Annotated in this window: 24 protein-coding genes, 1 tRNA gene and 1 pseudogene; 16 read left to right on the plus strand and 10 right to left on the minus strand. The window is 50.6% G+C overall.

From position 1 onward, the window contains the following. The first annotated feature begins 105 nt into the window (after nucleotides 1–105). Nucleotides 106–273: a ribosome modulation factor gene (gene rmf / locus ACKQAD_RS07370; protein ID WP_409159547.1), complete on the plus strand. Its 168-nt coding sequence runs from the start codon at nucleotides 106–108 to the stop codon at nucleotides 271–273. Nucleotides 274–542: 269 nt separating this feature from the next. Then, nucleotides 543–1,079 (plus strand): annotated as a pseudogene (locus tag ACKQAD_RS07375) (methyl-accepting chemotaxis protein); the annotation flags it as partial. Nucleotides 1,080–1,106: 27 nt separating this feature from the next. On the opposite strand, the gene ACKQAD_RS07380 reads toward ACKQAD_RS07375, so the two are convergent. Next, a tRNA-Ser gene (locus ACKQAD_RS07380) sits at nucleotides 1,107–1,196 on the minus strand. A gap of 279 nt (nucleotides 1,197–1,475) precedes the next feature. Between ACKQAD_RS07380 and ACKQAD_RS07385 the strand changes: the two genes are divergently transcribed. Beyond that, nucleotides 1,476–2,213, plus strand: coding sequence for a phosphatase (locus ACKQAD_RS07385; protein WP_409159548.1), 738 nt, complete (start codon nucleotides 1,476–1,478; stop codon nucleotides 2,211–2,213). 80 nt (nucleotides 2,214–2,293) lie between these two features. After that, nucleotides 2,294–2,872 (plus strand): TorD/DmsD family molecular chaperone, encoded by a 579-nt coding sequence (locus ACKQAD_RS07390; RefSeq protein WP_409159549.1) that lies wholly within the window; start codon nucleotides 2,294–2,296, stop codon nucleotides 2,870–2,872. Between the two features lie 77 nt (nucleotides 2,873–2,949). Here the strand turns inward: ACKQAD_RS07390 and ACKQAD_RS07395 are convergent, their stop codons facing one another. From ACKQAD_RS07395 to mdtH, 3 genes are all read right to left on the minus strand, one after another. Further along, nucleotides 2,950–3,516, minus strand: coding sequence for a lipoprotein (locus tag ACKQAD_RS07395; RefSeq protein ID WP_409159550.1), 567 nt, complete (start codon nucleotides 3,514–3,516; stop codon nucleotides 2,950–2,952). A 200-nt stretch (nucleotides 3,517–3,716) separates the two neighbouring features. Further along, on the minus strand, nucleotides 3,717–4,364 hold the full coding sequence (grxB, locus tag ACKQAD_RS07400) for a glutaredoxin 2 (protein WP_409159551.1): 648 nt from the start codon (nucleotides 4,362–4,364) through the stop codon (nucleotides 3,717–3,719). Nucleotides 4,365–4,545: 181 nt separating this feature from the next. Continuing rightward, complete coding sequence (gene mdtH / locus ACKQAD_RS07405) at nucleotides 4,546–5,751, minus strand: multidrug efflux MFS transporter MdtH (RefSeq protein ID WP_409159552.1); 1,206 nt, start codon at nucleotides 5,749–5,751, stop codon at nucleotides 4,546–4,548. Nucleotides 5,752–6,066: 315 nt separating this feature from the next. On the opposite strand from mdtH, the gene rimJ reads away from it, so the two are divergent. The 4 genes from rimJ (at nucleotide 6,067) to murJ (ending at nucleotide 9,956) form a co-directional block, all read left to right on the plus strand. Continuing rightward, nucleotides 6,067–6,651, plus strand: a complete 585-nt coding sequence (gene rimJ, locus ACKQAD_RS07410) for a ribosomal protein S5-alanine N-acetyltransferase (RefSeq protein WP_409159553.1) — start codon at nucleotides 6,067–6,069, stop codon at nucleotides 6,649–6,651. A gap of 9 nt (nucleotides 6,652–6,660) precedes the next feature. Beyond that, on the plus strand, nucleotides 6,661–7,299 hold the full coding sequence (locus ACKQAD_RS07415; protein ID WP_409159584.1) for a YceH family protein: 639 nt from the start codon (nucleotides 6,661–6,663) through the stop codon (nucleotides 7,297–7,299). Between the two features lie 28 nt (nucleotides 7,300–7,327). Beyond that, nucleotides 7,328–8,293 (plus strand): Gfo/Idh/MocA family protein, encoded by a 966-nt coding sequence (locus ACKQAD_RS07420; RefSeq protein WP_409159554.1) that lies wholly within the window; start codon nucleotides 7,328–7,330, stop codon nucleotides 8,291–8,293. A gap of 127 nt (nucleotides 8,294–8,420) precedes the next feature. Beyond that, a complete protein-coding gene (murJ, locus tag ACKQAD_RS07425) occupies nucleotides 8,421–9,956 on the plus strand; it encodes a murein biosynthesis integral membrane protein MurJ (protein WP_409159555.1) in 1,536 nt (511 codons plus the stop codon). Between the two features lie 291 nt (nucleotides 9,957–10,247). On the opposite strand, the gene argS is transcribed toward murJ, so the two are convergent. Beyond that, on the minus strand, nucleotides 10,248–11,978 hold the full coding sequence (gene argS / locus ACKQAD_RS07430; RefSeq protein WP_409159556.1) for an arginine--tRNA ligase: 1,731 nt from the start codon (nucleotides 11,976–11,978) through the stop codon (nucleotides 10,248–10,250). A gap of 661 nt (nucleotides 11,979–12,639) precedes the next feature. On the opposite strand from argS, the gene ACKQAD_RS07435 reads away from it, so the two are divergent. Both ACKQAD_RS07435 and cutC read left to right on the plus strand, forming a co-directional pair. After that, a complete protein-coding gene (locus ACKQAD_RS07435) occupies nucleotides 12,640–13,188 on the plus strand; it encodes a VOC family protein (RefSeq protein ID WP_409159557.1) in 549 nt (182 codons plus the stop codon). 550 nt (nucleotides 13,189–13,738) lie between these two features. Then, on the plus strand, nucleotides 13,739–14,497 hold the full coding sequence (gene cutC / locus ACKQAD_RS07440) for a copper homeostasis protein CutC (protein ID WP_409159558.1): 759 nt from the start codon (nucleotides 13,739–13,741) through the stop codon (nucleotides 14,495–14,497). A 165-nt stretch (nucleotides 14,498–14,662) separates the two neighbouring features. On the opposite strand, the gene cmoB is transcribed toward cutC, so the two are convergent. The 5 genes from cmoB to ACKQAD_RS07465 all read right to left on the minus strand — a co-directional run bounded on the left by cmoB (nucleotide 14,663) and on the right by ACKQAD_RS07465 (nucleotide 19,560). Further along, complete coding sequence (gene cmoB / locus ACKQAD_RS07445; RefSeq protein ID WP_409159559.1) at nucleotides 14,663–15,649, minus strand: tRNA 5-methoxyuridine(34)/uridine 5-oxyacetic acid(34) synthase CmoB; 987 nt, start codon at nucleotides 15,647–15,649, stop codon at nucleotides 14,663–14,665. After that, complete coding sequence (cmoA, locus tag ACKQAD_RS07450; RefSeq protein ID WP_409159585.1) at nucleotides 15,646–16,389, minus strand: carboxy-S-adenosyl-L-methionine synthase CmoA; 744 nt, start codon at nucleotides 16,387–16,389, stop codon at nucleotides 15,646–15,648. The genes cmoB and cmoA overlap by 4 nt, the downstream gene beginning before the upstream one ends. Before the next feature lie 499 nt (nucleotides 16,390–16,888). Continuing rightward, entirely contained in the window at nucleotides 16,889–17,284 is a 396-nt protein-coding gene (locus ACKQAD_RS07455; RefSeq protein ID WP_014915147.1) for an MAPEG family protein, read from the minus strand. Nucleotides 17,285–17,439: 155 nt separating this feature from the next. Then, nucleotides 17,440–18,252 carry a DUF72 domain-containing protein gene (locus ACKQAD_RS07460; protein ID WP_409159586.1) on the minus strand — a complete coding sequence of 271 codons (813 nt, stop codon included), beginning with the start codon at nucleotides 18,250–18,252 and terminating at the stop codon, nucleotides 17,440–17,442. Between the two features lie 90 nt (nucleotides 18,253–18,342). Further along, on the minus strand, nucleotides 18,343–19,560 hold the full coding sequence (locus ACKQAD_RS07465; RefSeq protein WP_409159560.1) for an EAL and HDOD domain-containing protein: 1,218 nt from the start codon (nucleotides 19,558–19,560) through the stop codon (nucleotides 18,343–18,345). 530 nt (nucleotides 19,561–20,090) lie between these two features. Between ACKQAD_RS07465 and aspS the strand changes: the two genes are divergently transcribed. The 6 genes from aspS to ruvB all read left to right on the plus strand — a co-directional run bounded on the left by aspS (nucleotide 20,091) and on the right by ruvB (nucleotide 25,422). After that, nucleotides 20,091–21,887 (plus strand): aspartate--tRNA ligase, encoded by a 1,797-nt coding sequence (gene aspS / locus ACKQAD_RS07470; RefSeq protein ID WP_409159561.1) that lies wholly within the window; start codon nucleotides 20,091–20,093, stop codon nucleotides 21,885–21,887. A 1-nt stretch (nucleotide 21,888) separates the two neighbouring features. Further along, complete coding sequence (nudB, locus tag ACKQAD_RS07475; RefSeq protein WP_010275904.1) at nucleotides 21,889–22,332, plus strand: dihydroneopterin triphosphate diphosphatase; 444 nt, start codon at nucleotides 21,889–21,891, stop codon at nucleotides 22,330–22,332. Between the two features lie 23 nt (nucleotides 22,333–22,355). Further along, nucleotides 22,356–23,099, plus strand: coding sequence for a YebC/PmpR family DNA-binding transcriptional regulator (locus tag ACKQAD_RS07480; RefSeq protein ID WP_015840062.1), 744 nt, complete (start codon nucleotides 22,356–22,358; stop codon nucleotides 23,097–23,099). A gap of 80 nt (nucleotides 23,100–23,179) precedes the next feature. Then, complete coding sequence (gene ruvC, locus ACKQAD_RS07485) at nucleotides 23,180–23,701, plus strand: crossover junction endodeoxyribonuclease RuvC (RefSeq protein ID WP_409159562.1); 522 nt, start codon at nucleotides 23,180–23,182, stop codon at nucleotides 23,699–23,701. Nucleotides 23,702–23,792: 91 nt separating this feature from the next. After that, on the plus strand, nucleotides 23,793–24,410 hold the full coding sequence (gene ruvA / locus ACKQAD_RS07490) for a Holliday junction branch migration protein RuvA (RefSeq protein WP_409159563.1): 618 nt from the start codon (nucleotides 23,793–23,795) through the stop codon (nucleotides 24,408–24,410). A 7-nt stretch (nucleotides 24,411–24,417) separates the two neighbouring features. After that, nucleotides 24,418–25,422 (plus strand): Holliday junction branch migration DNA helicase RuvB, encoded by a 1,005-nt coding sequence (gene ruvB / locus ACKQAD_RS07495; protein WP_409159564.1) that lies wholly within the window; start codon nucleotides 24,418–24,420, stop codon nucleotides 25,420–25,422. Nucleotides 25,423–25,537: the final 115 nt, after the last annotated feature.

Genomic DNA, 25,537 nt, shown 5'->3' on the forward strand with positions numbered 1-25,537 from the left:
TTGCGCCTTGACCTTTGGTGAGAGAATCGGTATTGATAGTCTGTGGTTGCTTATAAAGTAATCATTGTTTTTTTTCCACCAGATAAATCATGAGGGAAATAAGGCATGAAGAGACAGAAACGCGATCGCCTGGAACGGGCTCATTCACGTGGTTATCAAGCTGGTATTGTCGGTAGACCAAAGGAACTTTGTCCTTATCAATCTATTAATGCCCGGTCCTACTGGTTGGGAGGCTGGCGAAAAGCCATGGAAGACAGGGCTGTTACCGCTTAGCGCGCCTTGTCATTAGAGGGAACGCCTCCGCTTTTGCGGAGGCTTTTGTTTTTTAGGGGGCAAATACCCTGATTCTTTTTCTCTGCTCATTGATGTAGAGCCATCAACGAACGCGATAGATACACACGATCGACAAACCGATAAGGTCTCAGATAACGATCTAGGGCGTTGTCATTTCTGTAACGTTATTTACCTATTAATTGTGATTTCGACCGTTTTCACCACGATTTTTCGTCTTTGACGATATCCAGCAAACATTCTGGCGTAACGCGTTGAATGCGGCGGTAGAAGCGGCACGCACCGGTGAATAAGGCTGTGGTCGCGATCGATGTCCGCACGCTGGCACAGCGTTCGGCATCTGCCGCTCGGGAAATTAAAGGCCTGATTGATGACTCTATTGCCAAGGTGGGCGAGGGCACGGATTTCGTGAAGCAAATCGGTGATATGATGAATGAGGTTGTTGAAAGCGTGCATCGCGTGACGTCCATGATGGGTGAAATCAGTGTGGCAAGCGCTGAATAGCGTTCCGGGATTGAGCAGGCAATCTCGCGATATCGCAGATGGATCAAAGCACTGAGCAGAATGCGGCACTGGTTGAAGAAGCGCTGGCCGCCACGAGATCGCTGAATGAGCAAGCACAGGAACTGTCTCGCACCGTTGAACAGTTCCGTGTTGATGAATTCGCAGGTAGCTATCTGGCACTGGGAGGCAAGATAGTTGTCATAAACTGGCGGGTTTCAGGTATCCGGCTGAACCTTGTCAAGGCCTCTTATCCGTTCCAGCATCATAAAAGAAAACGCCCCTGACGTAAGTCAGGGGCGTTTTCTTTTATATGGCGGTGAGGAAGGGATTCGAACCCTTGATACGTTTTCACGTATACACACTTTCCAGGCGTGCTCCTTCAGCCTCTCGGACACCTCACCGGGGTCTCGCCGTGTTGCACACCAGCGGACGGCGCCTAATGTAGGTAAATTGCCGAACAGCGTCAACAAACTTCTGCCTTCAATACGCGCAATCAGCTAAAGTTAAGGCAATTTGTTGCTTTGCTCACCGTTTTTACGCTCGCCTTCATTCATTCCCCGTTGTTACGTAAAAAATGGATGTTTCATTTGTGTTAATCATGAGTTGTAATTTCGCTCACTGGCTGTGGAATACCCACGAAAATGGTATGCTAATTTGCAAACGTTGACTCAGGAGAACCTATGTATCCCGTCGATTTACATATGCACACCGTTGCCAGCACGCACGCTTACAGCACCTTGCATGATTACATCACTGAAGCACAGCAAAAGAATATCCGCTTGTTTGCCATTACTGATCATGGCCCGGATATGGCGGATGCGCCGCATTACTGGCACTTCATGAATATGCGCGTTTGGCCGCGTTTGGTTGATGGTGTCGGTATCCTACGTGGTATCGAAGCGAATATTAAAAATATTGAAGGCGATATCGACTGTACCGGGCCTATGTTGGATCAGGTGGATGTGATTATCGCGGGCTTTCATGAGCCGGTTTTTCCACCACAAAATAAAGACATGCACACTACGGCGATGATCGCGACCATGGCACGCGGCGACGCGCATATCATTAGCCATCCAGGCAACCCGAAATTTCCTGTCGATATCCGCGCGATTGCGGAAGCGGCGGCGAAATACAATGTGGCGCTGGAACTGAATAACTCCTCTTTTATGCATTCGCGCAAAGGCAGTGAACCAAACTGTCGGGCGATTGCGGAAGCCGTTCGTGATGCTGGTGGGTTACTTTCTTTAGGTTCTGATTCCCATATTGCGTTTTCTCTGGGAGACTTTACCCACTGCGAACGTATTTTGCAGGAAGTGAATTTCCCGCAGGATCGGATATTGAATGTAAGTCCTCGGCGCGTGTTGGATTTCCTAGAACAGCGGGGAATGCCTGCTATCGCTGAGCTTGCTGATTTGTGACGTTGTCACTTAAAAACAATGTCACTTAAAGGCATCGTCACTTAAAAGGCAGTGCCACTTAAAAATAAATAGGATTATCAATGAACGAGTTTTCTATTGTGTGCCGCCTATTGGGCACGCTGTTTTATCGCCAGCCACAAGATCCTTTGCTGACGCCGCTGTTCACGCTGATTAAAGAGGGGAAATTGGCGCAGCACTGGCCGCTGGAGCAGGATGCCTTGTTGGCCCGTTTGCAAAAGGGATTGGATTTACCCGCAATGGCGGCGGATTATCAGGCGCTGTTTGATAGTGAGAACGGCTCGGTGTCGCCACTGCGTTCCTCCTATGAAAGCGATGCGGATGATGCGGAAATTCGTACTTTTCTACAACAGCGCGGTATGCCGTTGAATGACGGCGCGGTTGGTCATTTCGGTAGCTTGCTGCTTGCGGCATCATGGCTGGAAGATCAGGCACAAGAAGACGAAACGACGGCGCAGATTACGCTGTTTGATGAATATCTCTTGCCGTGGAGCGATCGTTTTCTCGGGAAAGTGGAAAGCCACGCCACCACCGCATTTTATCGTACGCTGGCAATTGTGTGCCGTGAAGCGCTGGAGGCCATGCGAGATGAATTGGGTGAAAGCGATGAAGAAGACGGCGAGTCGGAAGCAGCAGAATAATACGCTGGCATGAAACCTCGCAGTATGAAGCTTAGTACGCCGATAGCAGACACGATGTGTGCTATCGGCGATAGGCATTAGTCAGTAAACAGGATAACGATCTGGCCCGGTTTGATTTCGATGCCTTTCGCCATCTTCTTCGCCAGCGATTCCGTCGTGCTCTTATCCGCATTCAACACGTAAGCCGGTTTTTGGTCAAAATAGCTTTTCAGTGATTGATTGAGGTAAGGGCTTAGCGTTTTCATTATCGTCTGCATTTTTTCCGGCTGTACCGTGTAATCAACCAGCTCCATGTCTTTCAGGTAAATTGCGCCCTGCGTTTTATCAAACACCGGCTGTGCTTTCAGCGTCAGCGTCATATCGGCAGCCTGATTGCCCAACAGGGATGAAATATCGACCTTTGCATTGCCCGCTAGTGTGACTTTCCCTGGTTCTGCGCGACCAATCTGGCTGGAGAGCTCAGTTAAAACGATATGCGCATCCACCACGCCAGGCACGCCCAGCTGTTTCTGGTAATCATTGTGCTTTTGCAGGTACTCATTCACTTCCTGTTCACTGAGCGTGTATTGCGTGAGTTTATTACAGCCGCTGAGTGTAAAAGCCAGCAGCACTGCGGCCGCTGCCATCCATCCTGATTTTTTCATTATTCTGGCCTCTTAATACTATTGACGCGCGCATGAATTCATAGGTCGCGTGTGTTCATACGGGCAATCTATTGGTGCTAGCAATCAACACGATTATGCATCGGCAGCGTGCGCCTGATGCACAGGGTAAACAATAGGATAGCACTGAAACAGCAGAGAAACGCCGCTTCAGGACGAAGCGGCGGAGTAAAATCGAAGGGCTAGATTGCTAGGCTGCTGAGCAGCGTTACCTGAGTCTGTTTCGCCATGTTATCCCGATAGTCTGCAACGCGTGAAGGAGGCGTGACTCCTGCCACGATAGACAGCGAGCGGAGCAGCGGGAAGAGGTCGATATCATCCGTCGATAGCTCGCCGTTACAGGCATTGGGCTGGACAATCAGCGGATCCAGATCCTGTAAATCCTTGTTCAACTTTTTAATCAGCCCCTGAGAATGGCTCAGATGGTCAGTAAAATTGCCTAGCTGGGCTTCCTTCTTATTAATAAAGTATTGCCGGGCAGAAGCGGAGGCAAATTCTTCAAAGGCCGCCTGAGCAAAGCGGGGAATAATCAGGCGCGGCGTATACTCTGTGACTTTACGCAGCCAGGCGGCGATGGCGGGATTGGTGGAGCCAGTTAGCAGCAGCTTGCGGTCATAATTATCGATGAAATGAACAATGTCCATGCTTTCAGGCATGTGGCTGCCATCGTCTTTTTGCAGAATGGGCACCATTTTCTGGCCGATTAGTCGCTCTGGCGTTGCAGCGTCGTCATTTGCCAGTATTTGCAGTTCGACAGGGAGATTCTTCAGGCCGAAGATCATGCGTGCTTTAACGCAGTAGGGACAGTGATCGTAAATGTATAGCTTCATACGTTGTCTCCTAAATCACAGGTTTTAGACAAAGTCCGTGGTGCGGCTACATGTGTAACCTATCATCAAACAAGGTAAACCGAGAGTACGAGAAGGCTCGCGATGAAACAATTGTTTGAATGTATTAGGAAAGTATAGGAGGGCTTTACCGACGAGATCAAACCCGTCGGTAAAATTCAGACTAATGACCGCCGAGCATCGCAGGTTCGATGCGGCGTTGATTGAACTGCCAATACAGCGCGGCTAACGTCAGGAAGCCGATGGTGCCGAGCATGAACCACGGCAGTTCCGGCTGGTTCAACGCATGTCCGGTATCGAACAACCAACCGCCGCCGCTGTAGCCAATCGCACCGCCGAGCGCCAGCCCAAGGCGACTGAACCCCATATAGCTGCCTCTGGCTCTGGCATCCGCCAGCGAGGCGCTCAATGTTTCACGCGCAGGTTCGGCGATAATCGAACCAATGTAAAACAGGCTGATCAGCAGCAGCAGGGTTTGCAGCTCCGTTGTCATCCCGATGGGGAACATGCTGACGGACATGATGAAAAGCCCCGCCATCAGGCGTTGTTCCAGCCGAAAACGCTTCTCGCTCCAGCGAGCGATAGGGTACAGCAGCGTCAGCGACAGCGTTGCTTCAATCGCGTACATCCACTTCACCGCGGACGGCGTCCCAGCGATTTCATTGACCATAATGGGCAACATCAACAGAACCTGTACGGCTAACATGTAATAGCCCGTCAGGGTTAACACATACATCAGGAAACGACGGTCGCGGATAACACGCGTCAGGCCTTCCAGTATCGGCGTTTTGACCGTCGAAATACGGTAGGCTGGCAGCAGCCAGGCATTGAGCACAGCCGCGAGCACGAAGATGATCGAACCCGCCCAGCAGACAATCTCAAAATCGTACTGGAGCAACCAACTGCCGATAAGAGCGCCGATAACGGCACCAGCGCTGTCCTGCATCATTAACAGAGAGTAGAAACGGCCGCGTTCCTGCGGACGCACCAGTTTGATGACCAGTGCGGTACGCGGCGGATCGAAGAGCGTGCCGCCGAGGCCGGATAGCGCACAAGACAGCCAGAGCAGCCAGGGTTCGTCGGCAATCGCCATGAACACAAAACCGGAAGCGCGTAACAGCATCCCGGTAATAATCATCGGCTTGGCGCCAAAGCGGTCAGCAATGGCCCCGCCGAAAATACCGAGCCCTTGCTGAATAAACTGGCGCAATCCCAACGCGATACCGACTAATAATGCCGCCCAGCCGAGATCGTCGACAAAACGAATGGAAATAAGGGGAAAGACAACAAAGAATCCCAAAACCACCAGCATATTATCGAGTAATAAAAAATATTTACCCAAGCTCCGAGCTTGCGACATCAGAGGCATGTTTCACCACAACGAAGAAAGGAGGAAAATAACAGACGTGACTATTTTGTACTCTAATTCGACATTGGTATAGCCTATTGTTGGATAATATTTTTTTATCGATTTAACGTTATCCGAGTAGCATTTCGGCGAGAAAAAATGGCTTTCCTGATTCAACTGCGCAATAACTCGGCGACGAGGATTTTACGTCTCTGAATTTATGTGGTTATAGTAAGGATTATCGGAAATACCGATATTTTCTGCTTATGCAGAATAATTATTTTTTTAGCGGCGATGAATTTTACTTATCGATAACATGGAGAGGCAGGGGGAAAAATGTTTGGCTATCGTTCAATGCCAGCAAGAGTGCAATTGACAACCGACAGGCTGGTGGTGCGTCTGGCCCATGAACGTGATGCATGGCGTCTGGCTGAATACTATTCTGAAAACCGTGATTTCCTTAAGCCGTGGGAACCCGTGAGAGACGCCAGCCATTGCTATCCATCAGGCTGGCAGGCGCGGCTGAGCGTGATTAACGATATGCATAAGCAGGGCAGCGCCTATTATTTCCTCCTGTTGGATCCGAATGAAAACGAAGTGTACGGCGTGGCGAATTTCAGCAACGTCTTGCGGGGATCGTTTCACGCCTGCTATCTGGGCTATTCTCTCGGCCAAAAATGGCAGAGGCAGGGGCTGATGTACGAAGCGCTGCAACCGGCAATACGTTATATGCAGCGTCAGCAACATATGCACCGCATCATGGCGAATTATATGCCGCATAACCAGCGTAGCGGGAATTTACTCACGCGTTTGGGGTTTGAACGTGAAGGCTATGCGAAGGATTATCTGCTCATTGACGGCAAATGGCAGGACCATGTATTAACCGCGCTAACCAACACCGAGTGGAAGTCCCCGCGTTAAGGAAAAATGATGAAATACCAATTGGATGCTCGAGAAGCCCGCGTGATTGGCTGCATGTTAGAAAAGCAGATCACCACGCCGGATCAATATCCGATGTCGTTAAACGGCATCACCACGGCCTGTAATCAGAAAACCAACCGTGACCCCGTGATGGAACTGAGTGAAAGCGAGGTGCAGCAAACGCTGGATTTACTCGTGAAGAAGCATTTCCTGCGCACGCTCAGCGGGTTTGGCAATCGTGTCGTGAAGTATGAACATCGTTTTTGCAATTCTGAGTTTGGCGACCTGAAGCTGTCAGCAGCGGAAGTGGCACTGGTGACGACGTTGCTCCTGCGTGGTCCACAGACGCCGGGCGAGCTGCGTACGCGCGCGACCCGGCTGTATGAATTTTCAGATGTCAGCGAGGCTGAATCCACTCTTGAGCAACTGCAACAGCGCGACGATGGGCCGTTTGTCGTCCGGCTAGCACGGGAAGCGGGTAAGCGTGAAAGTCGCTATCGACACCTTTTCAGCGGCGAAGACAGTGATGTAGGGCTTCCTGACGTGGAAAGCGTGAACGACGTTCCGCATCCGTTGGTTGAGCGGGTCGAGGCGTTGGAAAAAGAGGTGGCTGAACTCAAACGTCAGCTTGCCGTGCTATTAGCATAATGAATTGGTATCAGGGAGAACTCCAGCTATGAAGCCCTCGTCTCCACCGGAGGAACACGTCGTAAACCAGACGGTGTCGCCCCGGCTTCCTCGTATCGGCGTTGTTGGGCTGGGATCTATCGCGCAGAAGGCGTATTTGCCGATTCTTAGTCAGGCCGAGCGCTGGGAACTGGTCGGCGCCTTTTCTCCCGACCAGCAAAAGGCGCAGCGGATTTGTCAGCATTATCGCATGGCGAGTTTCTCCGCGCTGGATGAACTGGCGGCACAGTGCGATGCGGTTTTCGTTCACAGTAGCACCGCTAGCCATTTCGCCGTCGTGAGTCAGTTGCTCCAGGCTGGCGTTGATGTTTATGTGGACAAACCGCTGGCAGAGACGCTGGAACAGGCAGAAGCGCTAGTGGAACTGGCGGAGCAACGACAAAAAATCCTCATGGTTGGCTTTAATCGCCGGTTTGCGCCGTATTATCAACAACTGAAACAACGGTTGGATCACCCTGCATCCCTGCGTATGGATAAACACCGTATTGATAGCGTAGGGCCTCAGGATGTACGTTTTACGCTGTTGGATGATTATCTGCATGTGGTTGATACCGCGCTATGGCTGGTGGGCGGTGATGCCCGACTGATTGATGGTGTTCTGCATACGAATGCAGATGGTCAACTGCTCTATGCTGAGCATTATTTCCAGAGCGGGAATTGCCGGATAACAACCAGTATGCATCGACAGGCGGGTAGCCCGCGCGAATGGGTTCAGGCGATCACCAAAGGAGGATTATATCAGGTGGATGAGATGCGTGAATGGCGTGAAGAGCACGATGGCATGATGTTCCATTCGGCCGTACCATCCTGGCAAACCACTCTGGAGCAACGTGGCTTTGTTGGTGCGGTGCAGCATTTCATGGCGGCGATTGAACAACGGAAACCAGCAGCAACATCGGGTAACCAGGCGTTACTGTCCCAGCGCATGATTGAAAAATTGCTGGGAAAAAGCTGAAAAGTTCAGCAGTTATGACAATGTACGGTAGCTATTACCCGCGCAATGCGTAGACTAGTCGCACCTCGCAATCAGGATGACCTCAACGGGTTAACAATCGGTCCTGAACCGTTCAGAACATAATCGAATGAATTTACTTAAATCATTGGCAGCCGTCAGCTCCATGACCATGCTATCGCGCATTTTAGGGTTCGTGCGCGATGCGATCGTCGCGCGTATTTTTGGTGCGGGTATGGCGACGGATGCCTTCTTTGTGGCATTTAAACTGCCCAACCTGCTCCGGCGGATTTTCGCGGAAGGTGCATTTTCACAGGCTTTTGTGCCTATTCTTGCCGAATATAAAAGCCAGCAGGGTGACGAGGCCACACGAACGTTCCTTGCTTATGTTTCCGGTATGTTGACGCTGATTTTGGCGTTGGTTACCGTAGCCGGAATGGTGGCTGCGCCTTGGGTCATTATGGTAACCGCTCCCGGTTTTGCCGCAACACCAGAGCGCTTTACGCTGACCTCGGACCTGTTAAGAGTCACGTTTCCCTATATCCTGCTGATCTCGCTGACCTCTATGGTCGGTTCGGTGCTGAACACATGGAACCGTTTCTCGGTGCCGGCATTTGCACCAACGCTGCTTAACGTCAGCATGATTGGCTTCTCGCTGTTTGCCGCTCCGTATTTTAACCCGCCGGTGATGGCGCTTGCCTGGGCGGTGTTGGTTGGCGGTTTATTGCAACTTGGCTACCAGCTACCGCATCTGAAAAAGATTGGCATGTTGGTATTGCCACGTCTGAAATGGCGGGAACCGAGCGTCTGGCGCGTGATGAAGCTGATGGGACCTGCGGTTCTGGGTGTCTCTGTCAGTCAGATTTCACTGATCATCAACACCATTTTCGCGTCCTTTCTCAGTGAAGGCGCGGTGTCATGGATGTATTACGCCGATCGCCTGATGGAGTTTCCTTCCGGTGTTCTGGGGGTAGCGCTGGGAACGATCTTACTCCCGTCGCTGGCGAAGAGTTTTGCCAGTGGAAACCAAGAGGAATATTCCCATCTGATGGATTGGGGCCTTCGTCTGTGTTTCCTGCTGGCGCTGCCGAGTGCGGTCGCATTAGGTATTTTGGCTAAACCTTTAACCGTGTCGCTGTTCCAGTACGGCAAATTTAGCGCCTTTGATGCGTTGATGACCCAGCGGGCGCTGATTGCCTACTCGGTTGGGCTGATGGGATTGATTGTCGTCAAGGTGCTCGTGCCCGGTTTTTATTCCCGACAGGATATTAAGACGCCGGTCAAAATCGCGATAGTCACGTTGATTCTGACGCAGGTGATGAACCTGATTTTTATCGGCCCGCTGCAACATGCTGGTCTGGCCTTGTCCATCGGTTTGGCATCCTGCCTGAATGCAGGGCTGCTGTACTGGCAACTGCGTAAGCAGGATATTTTTCAGCCACAGCCGGGTTGGATACGTTTTCTGGTGCGTTTGCTGGCGGCAGTTATCGTGATGTCGCTGGTTTTGCTGGGGATGTTGTGGTGGATGCCCGCGTGGGATGACGGCAATATGACGATGCGAATCTTGCGTTTGCTGCTGGTCGTGGTCGCGGGAGCCGGTTCTTATTTTGCTACGCTGGCGCTGTTGGGATTCCGCCCTCGGGATTTCGCCCGACGTAGCGTGTAACAACGTTATTGGATACAAGGGTGGTAATTGGATAGAAGAGTAAAGTGTTTGCGCTAGGGACAAAAACGTCAGGAACGTTTTTGAACGTCGCTTTCGACGGCCTGAAAGGGTGAATCTCAGAGATGAGATTCATATCTGCGCAATCCGAGCGTACAGGGATGTATTCACCGCGTCTTGACGATCTATCCATTATCACCGCGCGACTGTCTTTGCCTGTAATGTAAAACGCCATTGGTGGCAGCACCAATGGCGTTTGTGTTTTTAATGCCTACGTTTTCAGTCGATGGAGAATTACATCTTCTCGACGGTTTCAATACCCAGCGTATCCAGACCTTGCTTTAGCGTTTTCGCCGTCAACAGCGCCAGTCTCAGACGGCTCTGACGGACGTCGTCACTGTCGGCATTGAGAATCGGGCAGTGCTCGTAGAAACCGGAGAACAGACCTGCCAGATCGTACAGGTAGTTACACATCACATGTGGCGTGCCTTCACGGGCGACAGTAGTGATGGTTTCTTCAAATTGCAGCAGACGCGTGGCAAGGGAAAATTCACGCTCATCGCTCAGCGTAATCGGCTGCGTTAGGCTGTCTTCCTGTATTCCCGCACGTTTGAAAATAGATGCGACGCGAGTGTAGGCGTATTGCATGTAAGGCGCTGTGTTGCCCTCAAACGCCAGCATGTTGTCCCAATCGAAAACATAATCCGTGGTGCGGCTCTTCGACAGATCGGCGTATTTGATCGCGCCAATGGAAACCACTTTCGCCAGCGCAGTTAACTCATCGCTTTCCATTTGTGGATTTTTCTCTGCGATGAGCTTCAGGGCACGATCGTAGGCTTCATCTAATAGCTCGGACAGTTTAATCGTCCCGCCTGCACGCGTTTTGAATGGCTTACCGTCTTTGCCCAGCATCATGCCGAACATATGGTGTTCCAGACTGACGGAATCAGGCACATAGCCCGCTTTACGCACGATGGTCCAGGCCTGCATCAGATGCTGATGCTGGCGGGAGTCAATGTAGTAAAGCACGCGATCGGCGTTCAGGGTTTCATAACGGTATTTGGCGCAGGCGATATCTGTGGTGGTGTAGAGGTATCCGCCATCCTTTTTCTGGATGATAACGCCCATCGGTTCACCTTCCTTGTTTTTATATTCATCAAGGAAAACCACCGTTGCGCCTTCACTTTCTACTGCCAGACCTTTTGCCTTCAGATCGGCAACGATAGCCGGCAGCATGCTGTTATACAGGCTTTCCCCCATCACGTCCTGCTTGGTCAGGGTGACATTGAGGCGTTCATAGTTTATCTGGTTCTGCGTCATGGTGATGTCGACGAGCTTGCGCCACATCTGGCGGCAATATTCATCGCCACCCTGCAATTTCACCACGTAGCCGCGTGCGCGTTCAGCGAAATCGGCATCGTCGTCGTAGTGTTTCTTTGCTTCACGATAGAATGCTTCAAGATCGGACAGATCCATCTCGCTAGCGTTTTCGTTTTGCATTTTTTCAAGGTAAGCAATCAGCATGCCAAACTGCGTACCCCAGTCACCGACGTGGTTGGCACGAATAACGTTGTGGCCCAGAAACACCAGCGTACGGGCTGCGGCGTCACCAATGATGGTGGAGCGCAAGTGGCCGACGTGCATTTCTTTCGCAACGTTGGGGGCAGAGTAGTCAATCACGATCGTTTGTGGTTCAACTGGCGTTAAACCCAGTTTTGGTGCATTCAGGGCGTTTTCAACCTGGCGCATAACCCACTGCTTATCAAGAAAAATATTAATAAATCCCGGGCCTGCAATTTCTGTTTTTTCCGCAATACCCTCCAGCGCCAAAAGCTGGACGACTTTTTCGGCCAATTGTCGCGGCGGCATGCCCAGTTTTTTGGCCACGGCCATGACGCCATTGGCCTGATAATCACCAAACTGTGCTTTTGCCGACTGACGAATCTGAGCTTCGCTGTCTGCTGGCGCGCCCGTGGCGGTTAACGCCTGGCTGACTTTTTCGGAGAGAAGAGCCTGAATATTCACCGGTTTACCTTAAATAAAAAATTAAGCCTTGCTTATACCATATTTGCCTTTCTTCGTCAGCAGATGGGGAGATGCAACGGGATGTTCAGGCGAAAAAATGCCCGAGAGGTGAGGTAGGAAAAGGGAATGACGAGAGGAGAAAAAGAGATAAGGAGAGCACGAAAAATAAAGAGAATCTGGTTTTAGGTAGAATAAAAATAAATAAAAATTACGAGCTTAACGTTTTCTTGAACGATCATTTACACCAATTTTATGTGAGTCTCTGGTTTTAAAATGACGAAAAATAGCGTATGCCGCAATAACAATAAGCGCGATGGAGATAATGAGTAAAACCATGATGATATCTCTGTGATATTATTTGTTATCATAACTTATATACGTTTTCTTTTAGGCGTTCAATGGGGTAATTCTTATTTAAGATTTCTCCCAGAGTAGGTTGCGAGAGGTATCGCAGATTAATATCAGAAAAAAATATTTCCGTTTATTAATCAAATAGTGAGGTTGATTTTTCTTTGCATTTAATGTGTTCCACGTAACGAAGGTGTAAATAAATGTACAGGGAGAAAAGTAGAATTTAATTAGAATATGTCACGGGTGTGATATTCTCACCGCGCGAATGGTTATTGATAACATGATATGTTGCGAGGAGTTGTTACCCGATATGTTACCTAATGATTTGATGACGGATTTAGCGCGTTTTGAGTACGCGTTACAGGAATTGGCCGATGTGCTACAACTGGATTTAGGCGCATTTCATGCTGACCATATTTCTTTGCGTTGTCATCAGAATACAACGGCTGAATCCTGGAAAGCGGCGCTGCTAAAGGCTGGCCATCTGCTGTCTGAAAATCAGATCAATGGTCGTCCAATCTGCTTGTTTATACTGGATAAGGCTATCTCGGTTGGCCCCTGGGAAATGACGTGTATTGAGCTACCGTGGCCGGGGAAAAAACATTATCCGCATGAAGGATGGGAGCATGTGGAACTGGTGCTGCCTGGTGATGCGGAAACGCTGCATCAGCGTGCCTTGGCCTGCTTGTCTGATGACGCGCTGCGTACGCCGGGTATCAGGCTGAAATTCAGTTCTCCGCAAGGCGAAAAAGAACGAATACCTAATCCAACGCTGGCGGTAACCAACGGGAAAGTGACAATAAAATTTCATCCATTTGATATCCGCGATGTTATTGCGAGCGAAATGTCTTCACGTTGAAAATAGCGAGGCGTGCCTCTGTAGAACAATCAGGAAGAAAACATCGGCTGAAAGGTAAAACGGCATACTACATTATTCATGCCAATTTCTTTTACTACATACCCTAAATAATTCGAGTTTCAGGACAAAACGTCAACGTTTTGAATAACGCGAAGCGTTAGCCCTTTAGAGCGATGCTCAGCGATGAGCATCGTAACGCGGCAAGAGAAGGACACATTCGTCGGGAACGAATTTGACCAGCCAACGGCTGGCCTTCGGTGAGAGACAGGATGTCTCTCATTTCATCCCGATGAGCTTACTCAGGTAAGTGATTCGGGTGAGTGAGCGTAGCCAATGCACCTGCAATTTGAAGTAGGACGGGTATAGAACAGATTAATAAAACTGTGGTTGATGTCATGTTTATTTCGGCAGGGTATCGCGTTCATTGTGACTCCTGTCTCCTCACGATATGAATGTCAATGCCATAGTTATTACTTTACTCAGTCTGATGATTCGCCGATTTTTCGATAATTAAGAAAAGTGGTCTGAGAGTTTACATGGAGGAGCAGCGATGACGAAACTGGAAGTATGCTGTTATAGCGTTGATTGTGCCATAACCGCAGCGCAGTCTGGGGCTGACAGGATTGAACTCTGTGCAGGGCAACGGGAAGGCGGATTAACCCCATCTTATGGTGCGCTGCGTAGTGCCCGTGAAAAGGTCGCGGTTCCTGTTCACCCGATTGTGCGCCCGAGAGGTGGAGATTTTTGCTACAGTGCGACGGAATTGGCTACCATCAAATACGACATTGAGCAGATTCGTGAGATGGGGTTTCCCGGCGTCGTTGTCGGCGTGCTGAATGAGGAAGGGCACATTGATTTGCCCAAAATGCGCGAAATTATGGAGGTGGCGCAGGGCATGGCGGTGACCTTCCATCGCGCGTTCGATATGTGCCTGAATCCTTACATTGCGCTGGAGCAGCTCACCGAGCTTGGCGTATCGCGCATATTGACCTCTGGGCAGCAGCAGACGGCGGAGAATGGGCTGCGGTTATTACGTGAACTAACGCAGGCCAGTCGAGGTCCCATTATTATGGCGGGTTCCGGCGTGCGGCTGACTAACTTGCATAAATTTCAGCAGGCCGGTATTCGGGAACTACACAGTTCTGCCGGTCAGTGGACGCCATCCCCTATGCGCTACCGTAAAATCGGCGTGTCGATGTGTTCTGATACGGAATTAGACGAATTTAGCCAGTATTGCGTGGATGGCGATGTGGTGGCAGCAATGAAACGGGCGGTCAGCCCGGATCGTGAAATGCAGTACGTGTCATAACGTCAGAAGCTTCACGGTGTAGCGATATAGGTAATGCGGTAAGCCGCATTGTGATAAGCACAACATCGTCATTCTTCAATTTTGCCGCGCTGCAACCTATCAGGTTGCATGGCAAGTACCAAGCCCCGGTGTGTTGCTGGGGCTTTTTTTATCGAACGCAGTAATCTAGGGCTGGTAGATTCCGGGTTTACGTGCAATCAGTACGGCCCGTATCGGTGCAGGGTAGCCTTCCACCGTTTTTGTCGGATCTTCAGGATCGAGAAATTCAGCCAGCGACTCCGTGATCATCCAGTCTGTCCGACGCTGTTCCTGCGTTGTCGTGGCGCAGATATCGACGACGCGGACATCAACAAATCCGCATTTCTCAAGCCATGTGGTCAAGGCCGAGGCGGAAGGAATGAAATACACATTGCGCATTTGCGCGTAGCGTTCTCCCGGCACCAGCACCTGATTTTCATCACCTTCAATGACCAGCGTTTCCAGCACTAGCTCACCGCCTGCCACTAGCTGATTCTTCAATTGCCACAGGTGATCGAGTGGGGAACGGCGGTGATACAGTACGCCCATAGAGAACACGGTGTCAAAAGCGGCAAGTTCGGGGAGTTGCTCAATGCCGAGTGGCAGAACGTGCGCCCGCTGATCGTCACCGAGCAGCTTACGTACGGCTTCAAATTGACATAAAAACAACTGCATAGGATCGATGCCGACCGCCATCGTGGCGCCTTCACCAACCATCCGCCACAGGTGATAGCCGCTGCCGCAGCCTACATCCAGAATCAGGCGATTCTTCAGTGGGCTGATGTGTGGCAGAACGCGCTGCCATTTCCAATCAGAGTGCCATTCCGTGTTGATATCGACGCCGTAAAGCGAAAAGGGGCCTTTACGCCAGGGCATCAGATTACGCAGCAGTTTTTCAATACCTTCACGCTGGCCCTCGGAAATATCGGGCTCCATGCACGCGGTGACGCTGTCGTTCAAATCCAGAGAGGTTGGCGTCAGTGACGGGAGATGTTCCAGCGAGTTAAACCAGAGTTTGAACTTACCGTGTAAGGACTCCTGCTGCCAACTGCTGAGCTGTGAAGGCAGCGTATTAAGCCAGTGGCTGAGCGGGCCTTTTGCGATTTGCTGATAAAAGTTGCCGAAATCGATCACACCTTTTCCTCTGCTTTCACGGCTAATAACGAACCAAAATTAAAACATTGAAACCAAATCTCGCTATGCTCAAAACCAGCGCTTGCCAGCCGAGCCTTATGGGTTTCTACCGAATCGGTTAGCATGACGTTTTCCAGCATGCTGCGCTTCTGACTAATTTCTAACTCGCTGTAGCCATTTGCCCGTTTGAAATCGAGGTGCATGTTGAACAGCAATTCGCCCACGTTTTTGTCTGCAAAATTGAATTTTTCAGAGAGGACGAGTACGCCGCCGGGATTTAATCCCTGATAAATACGTTCAATGAGCACCTGGCGCTGGGAAGGTTCCAGGAACTGAAGCGTAAAGTTCAGCACCACCATAGACGCATTTTCGATATCAATGTTCAGGATATCGGCTTCTATAATCTCGACAGGTGTATCGGAACGAAAAGCGTCGATATGACTGCGGCAGCGTTTCACCATGGCCGGAGAATTGTCGACCGCGATAATTTTGCAACCTGGAACAGGAATATTGCGTCGCATGGACAGCGTCGCAGCCCCCAACGAGCATCCAAGGTCATAGATGTGACTATCCGGGCGGACGAAGCGTTCTGCCAGCATGCCAATCATCGAGATGATGTTGGAATAGCCGGGAACAGAACGTTGGATCATATCGGGAAATACGTCAGCAACGCGTTCGTCGAATGTCCAGTCGCCTAAATTGGCAATTGGCACAGAAAAAAGCATATCGCGGTTTGGCATAGCGGAAAGTTGTACTGAGAGTAATAAATAGGCGCGTATTCTAGCAGAATACGCAATACCCGTCATACTTCAAGTTGCATGTACGTTGGCTGCTGCACTACTCGACACACTTGCGTGTGCCTCGCCCGTTGGGGCCGCTGCAAGCAGCGTTCAAACCTGCCTCTGGCAGATTTGTCAGTCACCCGAATCACTTACTTGCGTAAGCTCATCGGGATGAAATGAGAGACATCCTGTCTCTCACCGAAGGCCAGCCGTTGGCTGGTCAAATTCGTTCCCGACGAATTTGTCCTTCGCTTGCCGCATTATTTGGCCTTATGGCCTCAGCCCTTTGGGGGCAGCGCAAGCCTGTTCAAAAACGCCTTGCTGTTTTTGTCCTGAAACTCGAATTAGTTAGGGTATATGGTCTTCATCTTTCATAGGGGGTAGACGCGACTTTTAATTCCCAGCGTATAAATGTCCGCGCGGCCGGAAGGACAGATGGCGTTCTTGTTTCGCACTATCAATACAGCGTGAAAACCAGATCCCAAGGGAGGTAATAGAGGTTTGCTGCAATCATCAGGATGAGCGAGGCATAGGTTGCCGCCATCCCTGAACGCCGCCAGCGAAATTCACGGTGCCGAAGGCCGTAGTAGTGAACTAAACGCCCGGTAATCAATAAAATGCCGCAAAAATGGATCATGATGATAAGGGCGCCGTTCATTTCCATCAGCACCAGCAAAATCGCCGCAATCGGAATATATTCCACCGCATTGCCATGTACTCGGATGGCGGTTTGCAATTCATAAAATCCGCCGTCGCCATAGGCCACGCGATACTGCATTCTGAGTTTCACAACATCAATAGACAGCTTTATCAACAAGATTGCGCCAAGCACGATGTAGAGCGCACTTACCATGTTTTACTCCGTAACCTAACCGAAAACGGCTTGCAGAATAATAGCTTTACCTAACGCCACTGTCGCCTGTAAAGGCCGATTTTTTTAGCGGAAATGTGCTACGTTGCGAAATGGTTTATAACCAAATGGGCTAACACCTGCCAGTAGTGTGTGGCTCAAAAGAGCGTCGCCTGCTGTGGCCAATCCGGCTGGGGCGGCAAGGTTGGGTCGATCTCGGCGAGTAACGGCCAAAGTTGCTGCGCCAGCGGCGGGGCATCACCAATATCCGGCGTATGAATAAAGAAGAAGGGATTGGCTTCGTTCCACTGCGGCAGTTTGTTACGCCATGATTCGAACCAGCGAAGGTTTTCTTCCGGCGTTTCACTACCGATAAAGCGGATAAGCGGTTGTGTGGCGGTGAGCACGGCATGTACCGGTACGCGAGGTTTCTTACGCTGGGCTTCGCGCATGGCTGCACTGTTTGGCGCGGCGTGGTGAACCGGACGGCTGTCAAGAATCACGCGGTTAATGCCGCGCTGCTGTAGCCCCTGATTCAGCGCACGCTCCTCATCACCTTTGGCAAAAAACAGCGGGTGACGTACTTCCACGCCGTAGCCAAACCCCTGCGGTAAGGCATCAAGAAAACGCCACAGAACGGGTAACTGGGCTGGGCTGAAGGCCGCAGGGAGCTGTAGCCAGAGCTGGCCGATACGGTGTGAAATTGGTTCAATGCATTGATAAAAAAGGCCGATATTGCTGTCGCAGTTCTGCAAGGCGGCTTTATGGCTGATCGTTGAGGGAAACTTGAAATAAAAGCGGAAGTCATCATGCGTCATATCGCGCCAGCGTCCGACAACCTCACGTGAAGGCAACGCATAAAAGGTAGTGTTACCTTCAACGCAGGTAAAATAGCGGCTGTAGTCGGCCAGATCGTTGAGCCCTAACCGACTCCATGCCGGGTGCTGCCATTGCGGTAATCCGATGTACATCATCGCACCATAACGTCATTAAACCTCAATAGGATGGCGCTGATTATCGCGCAATTGTCAGTGCTGTGCGAGTGAACCAAGAGATACCGTTTATAAAATCTCATCTGCCCACTGTGTTGCCTCCATGATCATGGTAAAAACGTTTTCTTCATCGAGACCCAACTGTGTTAAAAGTTGTTCAAGTTCTTCCCACTCTTGCTGTTCATATTTAGAAATTAGCACCAGATAAAGCGCGAGTTCACCGGTATGATTCAATAAACTCTGGTTAATTTTTTCCGATAGCGCGATTTGCGAGAGCAGTAAAGGCATTGGTGAATCTAATACGGCATCAAGCAGCGACAACAACCCGCATAAGAATGCCTCAGTAGTGTCCTCCTTTACGTTAAAAGAGGCATATAATAATTCGAAAAATCTGGCGCGAATTAAGCTGGTACGATAAAGCTCGCTGGGCTTATTTTCATTACTGTTGGTAATGCTGATTAACGAGACAAAACGTTTGAGTTCCCGTTGCCCAAGCAACATGGCCATAGAACGGAACGACATTGAGGTCACGGTGATGCCAAAACGGGTGTTGTATTTGATATTGGTGATGTGGCGCATCAACTTATAATAAAGTGACAGATCGGCTCGCACCAGTTTTTCTATCGTGGCATAGTTGATTTCAGGTTTATTGACTTCTCTTAGCAACCTGATGGTATTACTGGAGTTATTGACCAATTTCTTCGATTTGATCATTTCAGGGTGGCTGAAGAAATACCCCTGAAAAAGAGAAATCCCGAGTTTTTTGCTTTGCAGGTATTGCTCATGCGTCTCTACTTTTTCAGCCAGATAAATTAACTTGTGCTGTGCCGTTCGTTTGATGAAATTTTCAATATCCTTAAACGTTGACAAGGTTAAATCGAACTTGATGACATCAATATAAGGTAAAAAACGATCCCACTCTGAATCCATCGAAAAATCATCAAGTGCAATTCTGAAGCCCTTTCTTTTTAGCTTTTTTATCGCAGCAAAGAGGTCGTTGTTGGGGGTTGCATTTTCAAGGATTTCAATCACGACCTTTTCCGGTGGTAAGACTTCGGCCTGTCCATTGACCAACATCTGATGGGGAAAGTTAATATAGTAAGGTTGTTTAATCACAGATTTTGTCAATGGATTCGTTAAGAACTGATCGGAAATAAGCTGTGCGGTCGCATATTCAGGGCTGACATCAGGAAATTTATTGGTGACGTCCATGCGAAAAAGGAGTTCGTAGGCAACGGTTTGGAGGTGTTGATTTAAAATAGGTTGGCGGGCAACAAATGAATACATAGGTGTTCTCCATGTAAACCATACGCATTAGCCAGTAATGGAGATGCGCTTTTTATTAAAATTTTTATAAAATAATAAGTTACTTATTAACTCTAGCAGGTTTATTAAAATAAATAGAGGGTGGGTTCCATAAATATCATCTGGGAGCCGTACACCATGGACTGATGACGCCCCAAAGGATTCGTCACTGATGAAGGCGTGCTGTGACGATTTTTAACCCGTCGTATTCCGATGGTTAGGACTTCTTCTGCCGCTCACTTTTGCAACAACTCTATGCTGATTAGTGAACATTCCGTTAACCGGAAAGGGAATTTCGTAAAAAGAGTAGGCGGCGGCGTCGCAGAGCGTTACCTTCATGCTTATCGTTCGGGCGAATATCCTTTATAATAGTCGCCTTTTTTCACCGGACAGTAATCCAGAAAAACCATGCCGCGCAGCGAAAATGCCACTGTTTTTGTGCTGTGATCTACCGTGAAAAGTAATCCAGTGTGAAAACGTGTGAGCTGGCGGATGAGTAAAAGGACATCGTGATGCGTACTAATTATTGCGGGCAGTTGAATTCGTCCCATGTGGGCCAGGAAGTGACATTGTGCGGTTGGGTTAACCGCCGCCGCGATCTGGGTGGTTTGATTTTTATTGATATGCGTGACCGCGAAGGACTGGTTCAGGTGTTTTTTGATCCGGATCGTCAGGACGCATTTAAACTGGCATCCGAGTTGCGTAATGAGTTCTGCATCCAACTTACCGGTGTGGTACGCGCCCGTCCAGAAAGCCAGATCAACAAAGATATGGCGACGGGTGATGTTGAGATTTTTGCCAGTGCACTGACCATCATTAACCGCTCCGAAGCGCTGCCGCTGGATTCCAATCAAACCAACACCGAAGAAGCCCGTCTCAAATACCGCTATCTGGATTTGCGTCGCCCTGAAATGGCGCAGCGCCTGAAAATGCGTGCGCGTATCACCAGCTTTGTTCGCCGCTTTATGGACGACCACGGTTTCCTGGATATCGAAACGCCAATGCTGACGAAAGCGACGCCGGAAGGTGCGCGCGACTATCTGGTGCCGAGCCGTGTACATAAAGGCAAATTTTATGCGCTGCCGCAGTCACCACAGTTGTTCAAACAGTTGCTGATGATGTCCGGTTTTGATCGCTACTATCAAATCGTCAAATGCTTCCGTGACGAAGACCTGCGTGCGGACAGACAGCCAGAATTTACCCAGATCGATGTGGAAACCTCTTTCATGACCGCATCGCAGGTGCGTGAAGTGATGGAGAAACTGGTGCGTGAACTGTGGCTGGACGCAAAAGGCGTCGATCTGGGTGATTTCCCGATCATGACGTTCGCAGAAGCGATGCGCCGTTTTGGTTCTGACAAACCGGATTTGCGTAACCCGCTGGAACTGGTTGACGTTGCCGATCTGGTTAAAGATATCGACTTTAAAGTGTTCTCCGGCCCGGCAAACGATGCCAAAGGTCGCGTTGCCGCTATCCGCGTTCCCGGCGGCGCGCAACTGAGTCGTAAGCAGATTGATGAATACGGCAAGTTTATCGAAATCTATGGTGCGAAAGGTCTGGCTTACATTAAGGTCAACGAGTGCGCCAAGGGGCTGGAAGGCGTTCAAAGCCCTGTCGCGAAATTCCTGAATGAAGACATCCTGTCTGCGTTGTTGGATCGTACCGCGGCGCAAGATGGCGACATCCTGTTCTTTGGCGCAGACAGCGCGAAAGTGGTGACCGATGCGCTGGGCGCGCTGCGTCTCAAGCTGGGCCGCGATTTGAGCCTGACGAAAGACAACAGCTGGGAACCGCTCTGGGTCGTCGATTTCCCGATGTTTGAGGAAGATGGCGAAGGCGGGCTGGCTGCGATGCACCATCCGTTTACCGCACCGCGTGACATGCAGCCTTCTGATCTGGCAGCCAACCCGGTTTCGGCGATTGCCAACGCCTATGACATGGTGATTAACGGTTATGAAGTGGGCGGTGGTTCTGTGCGTATTCACAACGGTGATATGCAACAAACTGTGTTCAGCATTCTGGGCATTACCGAACAAGAACAGCGTGAAAAATTTGGCTTCCTGCTGGACGCGCTGAAATATGGTACGCCGCCGCATGCAGGTCTGGCGTTTGGCCTTGACCGTTTGGTGATGCTGCTGACGGGCACCGATAACATTCGTGATGTTATCGCTTTCCCGAAAACAACGGCAGCAGCCTGTCTGATGACGGAAGCGCCAAGTTTCGCCAACCCGGCCTCGCTGGAAGAGCTTGCTATTGCGGTTGTCGTAAAAGGGAAAGCGGCTCAGGATGGAAAATCCGAGAACGAATAAGATGGTATATAAGCGGCCCGTTTCGGTTCTGGTGGTGATTTATGCTCGTGACACCGGGCGAGTGCTGATGTTGCAGCGGCGTGACGATCCTGAATTCTGGCAGTCGGTAACCGGTAGCATAGAAGAAGGGGAAAGTGCGCCGTATGCTGCACAGCGTGAAGTCAAAGAAGAAGTTAACATTGATATATCCGCAGAAGCGTTATCACTCTTTGACTGTCAGCGCTGTATTGAGTTTGAGCTATTTGCTCATTTGAGACGTCGCTATGCGCCGGGAGTAACGCACAATACCGAACACTGGTTTTGTCTGGCGTTACCTGCTGAGCGCGAGGTGCAATTATCTGAGCACCTTGCTTACCAGTGGTTGGATGTACCCCATGCGGCACAGCTGACCAAGTCCTGGAGTAACCGGCAGGCGATTGAGGAATTTGTTATTTATCCGGCCTGAACAGGCTTTTTTCGGAGATTTTTATGGCAGGTCATAGTAAGTGGGCGAACACAAAGCATCGTAAAGCAGCACAGGACGCCAAGCGCGGTAAAATCTTTACCAAGATTATCCGCGAACTGGTTACCGCCGCCCGGCTGGGCGGTGGCGATCCGGGTTCTAACCCACGTCTGCGCGCCGCGATCGATAAAGCCCTGTCCAATAACATGACGCGCGATACCCTGAACCGCGCGATTGCCCGTGGCGTCGGCGGTGACGAAGATGCCAACATGGAAACCATCATTTATGAAGGTTACGGTCCGGGCGGCACCGCAGTCATGGTGGAGTGCCTGAGTGATAACCGTAACCGCACGGTTTCCGAAGTGCGCCATGCGTTTACGAAAACCGGTGGCAACCTGGGGACGGATGGTTCTGTTTCGTACCTTTTCACCAAGAAAGGCGTTATTTCTTACGCGCCAGGTCTGGATGAAGATGCGGTAATGGATGCAGCGTTGGAAGCGGGTGCGGACGATGTCGTGACGTACGATGACGGTGCAATTGATGTCTTCACGCCGTGGGAAACATTCGGTAACGTGAAAGATGCGCTGGATGCGGCAGGCCTGAAAGCGGAGTCTGCGGAAGTCTCCATGATTCCGTCAACCAAGGCGGATATGGATGCGGAAACGGCACCGAAGCTGATGCGTCTGATCGACATGCTGGAAGATTGCGACGATGTGCAGGAGGTTTACCACAATGGTGAGATCTCCGATGAGGTGGCTGAACTGCTGTAATGGCAACTCGGTAATGCAGAGTAGAAACGGCTACCCACACGGGCGAATCGGCGGAGCGACGCGATGATAATCGTAGCATCATGACAATCATAGTCGGCATCGACCCCGGTTCGCGCGTGACGGGCTATGGCATTATCCGTCAGCATGGGCGTCATCTGACGTATCTCGGCAGCGGTTGTATCCGCACCGTGGTGGATGATATGCCTACGCGGCTGAAGCTGATTTACGCTGGCGTCAGTGAAATCATCACGCAATTTCGCCCAGACTGTATGGCGATTGAGCAGGTTTTCATGGCGAAAAATCCGGATTCAGCCTTAAAGCTGGGACAGGCGCGCGGTGTGGCTATTGTCGCGGGGGTGAATCAGGATTTGCCAGTGTTCGAGTACGCTGCGCGTTTGGTCAAGCAAACCGTGGTAGGAACGGGCGCAGCGGATAAAAAGCAGGTACAGCATATGGTTCGCTCACTGCTGAAGCTGTCGGCTAGTCCACAGGCGGATGCTGCCGATGCGCTGGCGATCGCCATTACGCACTGCCACTTTAGCCAAAGCCTGCTGCGTACATCGGCGGCGAAAGTGAATCCGCTGGCAGGACGACTGCGCTGAAACAGGAGACTGGATATTCATCCAGCCTTTTTTATGTTATATACTCATCATACTTCAAGCCATTCATTCCCTAAGTAAAAGGAAGCGCAACGTGATAGGTCGTCTCAGGGGCATTATCCTGGAAAAACAGCCGCCGCAGGTGCTGATAGAAGCTAACGGCGTGGGTTACGAAGTCCATATGCCGATGACGTGCTTTTACGAACTCCCTGCTCTCAATCAGGAAGCGATTATCTTTACCCATTTCGTTGTCCGTGAAGATGCACAACTGCTGTTTGGTTTTAATGATAAGCAGGAGAGGGCGCTGTTCCGCGAACTGATCAAAGTGAATGGCGTTGGGCCGAAGCTGGCGCTGGCGATTCTCTCAGGCATGTCTGCGACACAGTTTGTCAGTGCGGTTGAGCGTGAAGAAATCGGTGCGCTGGTTAAACTCCCTGGCGTGGGTAAGAAAACGGCGGAAAGACTGGTTGTTGAAATGAAAGATCGCTTCAAGGGCTTGAGTGGCGATCTGTTTAATCCAGTCAGCGATATACCGCTGGCGTCGCCTGAGAACGCAGAGAGCCGCACCAGCGATCCTGAAGCGGAAGCCTCCGCCGCACTGGTTGCGCTGGGTTATAAACCACAGGAAGCTAGCCGCATGATTGCCAAAATTGCGCGTCCCGACGCTGACTGTGAAACCCTGATCAGGGATGCACTGCGCGCGGCGCTGTGAGGTATTCATGATAGAAGCCGATCGTTTGATTTCCGCTGACGCCGTCCCAGAAGAAGAGTTTCTTGACCGTGCGATGAGACCCAAACTGCTGACCGAATATGTGGGGCAGCCGCAGGTGCGTGTGCAGATGGAGATTTTTATTCAGGCGGCTCGTAAACGCGGGGATGCGCTGGATCATCTGCTCATTTTTGGCCCTCCTGGTCTGGGGAAAACGACATTGGCGAATATTGTCGCCAATGAGATGGGCGTGAATATGCGCACGACGTCGGGCCCAGTGCTGGAAAAAGCCGGTGACCTCGCCGCGCTGCTGACTAACCTTGAACCGCATGATGTGCTGTTCATTGATGAAATCCATCGTTTGTCGCCCGTTGTGGAAGAAGTGCTGTACCCGGCGATGGAAGATTACCAGTTGGATATCATGATCGGCGAAGGGCCTGCTGCCCGGTCGATCAAACTCGACTTGCCGCCTTTTACGCTGATTGGCGCAACGACGCGTGCTGGCTCGTTAACGTCGCCGCTGCGTGATCGTTTCGGTATTGTGCAACGTCTGGAGTTTTATAACGTCACCGATCTACAGTATATCGTCGGCCGCAGCGCACAGTGTTTAGGGCTGGATCTGACGTCGGACGGGGCGCTTGAGGTCGCGCGTCGTTCGCGTGGTACACCGCGTATTGCCAACCGCTTATTACGCCGGGTACGCGATTTTTCCGAGGTGAAGTCGGAAGGAGCAATTACCGGAGCCGTGGCGATGCAGGCGCTGGATATGCTGGCGGTGGATACCGAAGGTTTTGACTACATGGATCGCAAGCTGCTGTTGGCAATCATCGATAAATTCATGGGCGGCCCTGTCGGACTGGATAACTTAGCGGCAGCGATTGGCGAAGAACGTGAAACGATTGAAGACGTTCTGGAACCTTTTCTGATTCAGCAAGGATTTATTCAGCGTACGCCGCGTGGTCGGATGGCGACGCAGCATGCCTATCGGCACTTTGGATTAACGCGCGAGGAGTAGCGTCATTCGCGCACGTTTTCCACATTTTTCACATTCAGGGAGACCATGAGGTCTCCCTGAGTTTATGTGGCTAGAATCAGGCTTCCCACATTGCACCCAACAAAGAAAAGCCCTT

It is taken from the genome of Pectobacterium artocarpous (assembly GCF_046159765.1).
Classification (GTDB): Bacteria; Pseudomonadota; Gammaproteobacteria; order Enterobacterales; family Enterobacteriaceae; genus Pectobacterium.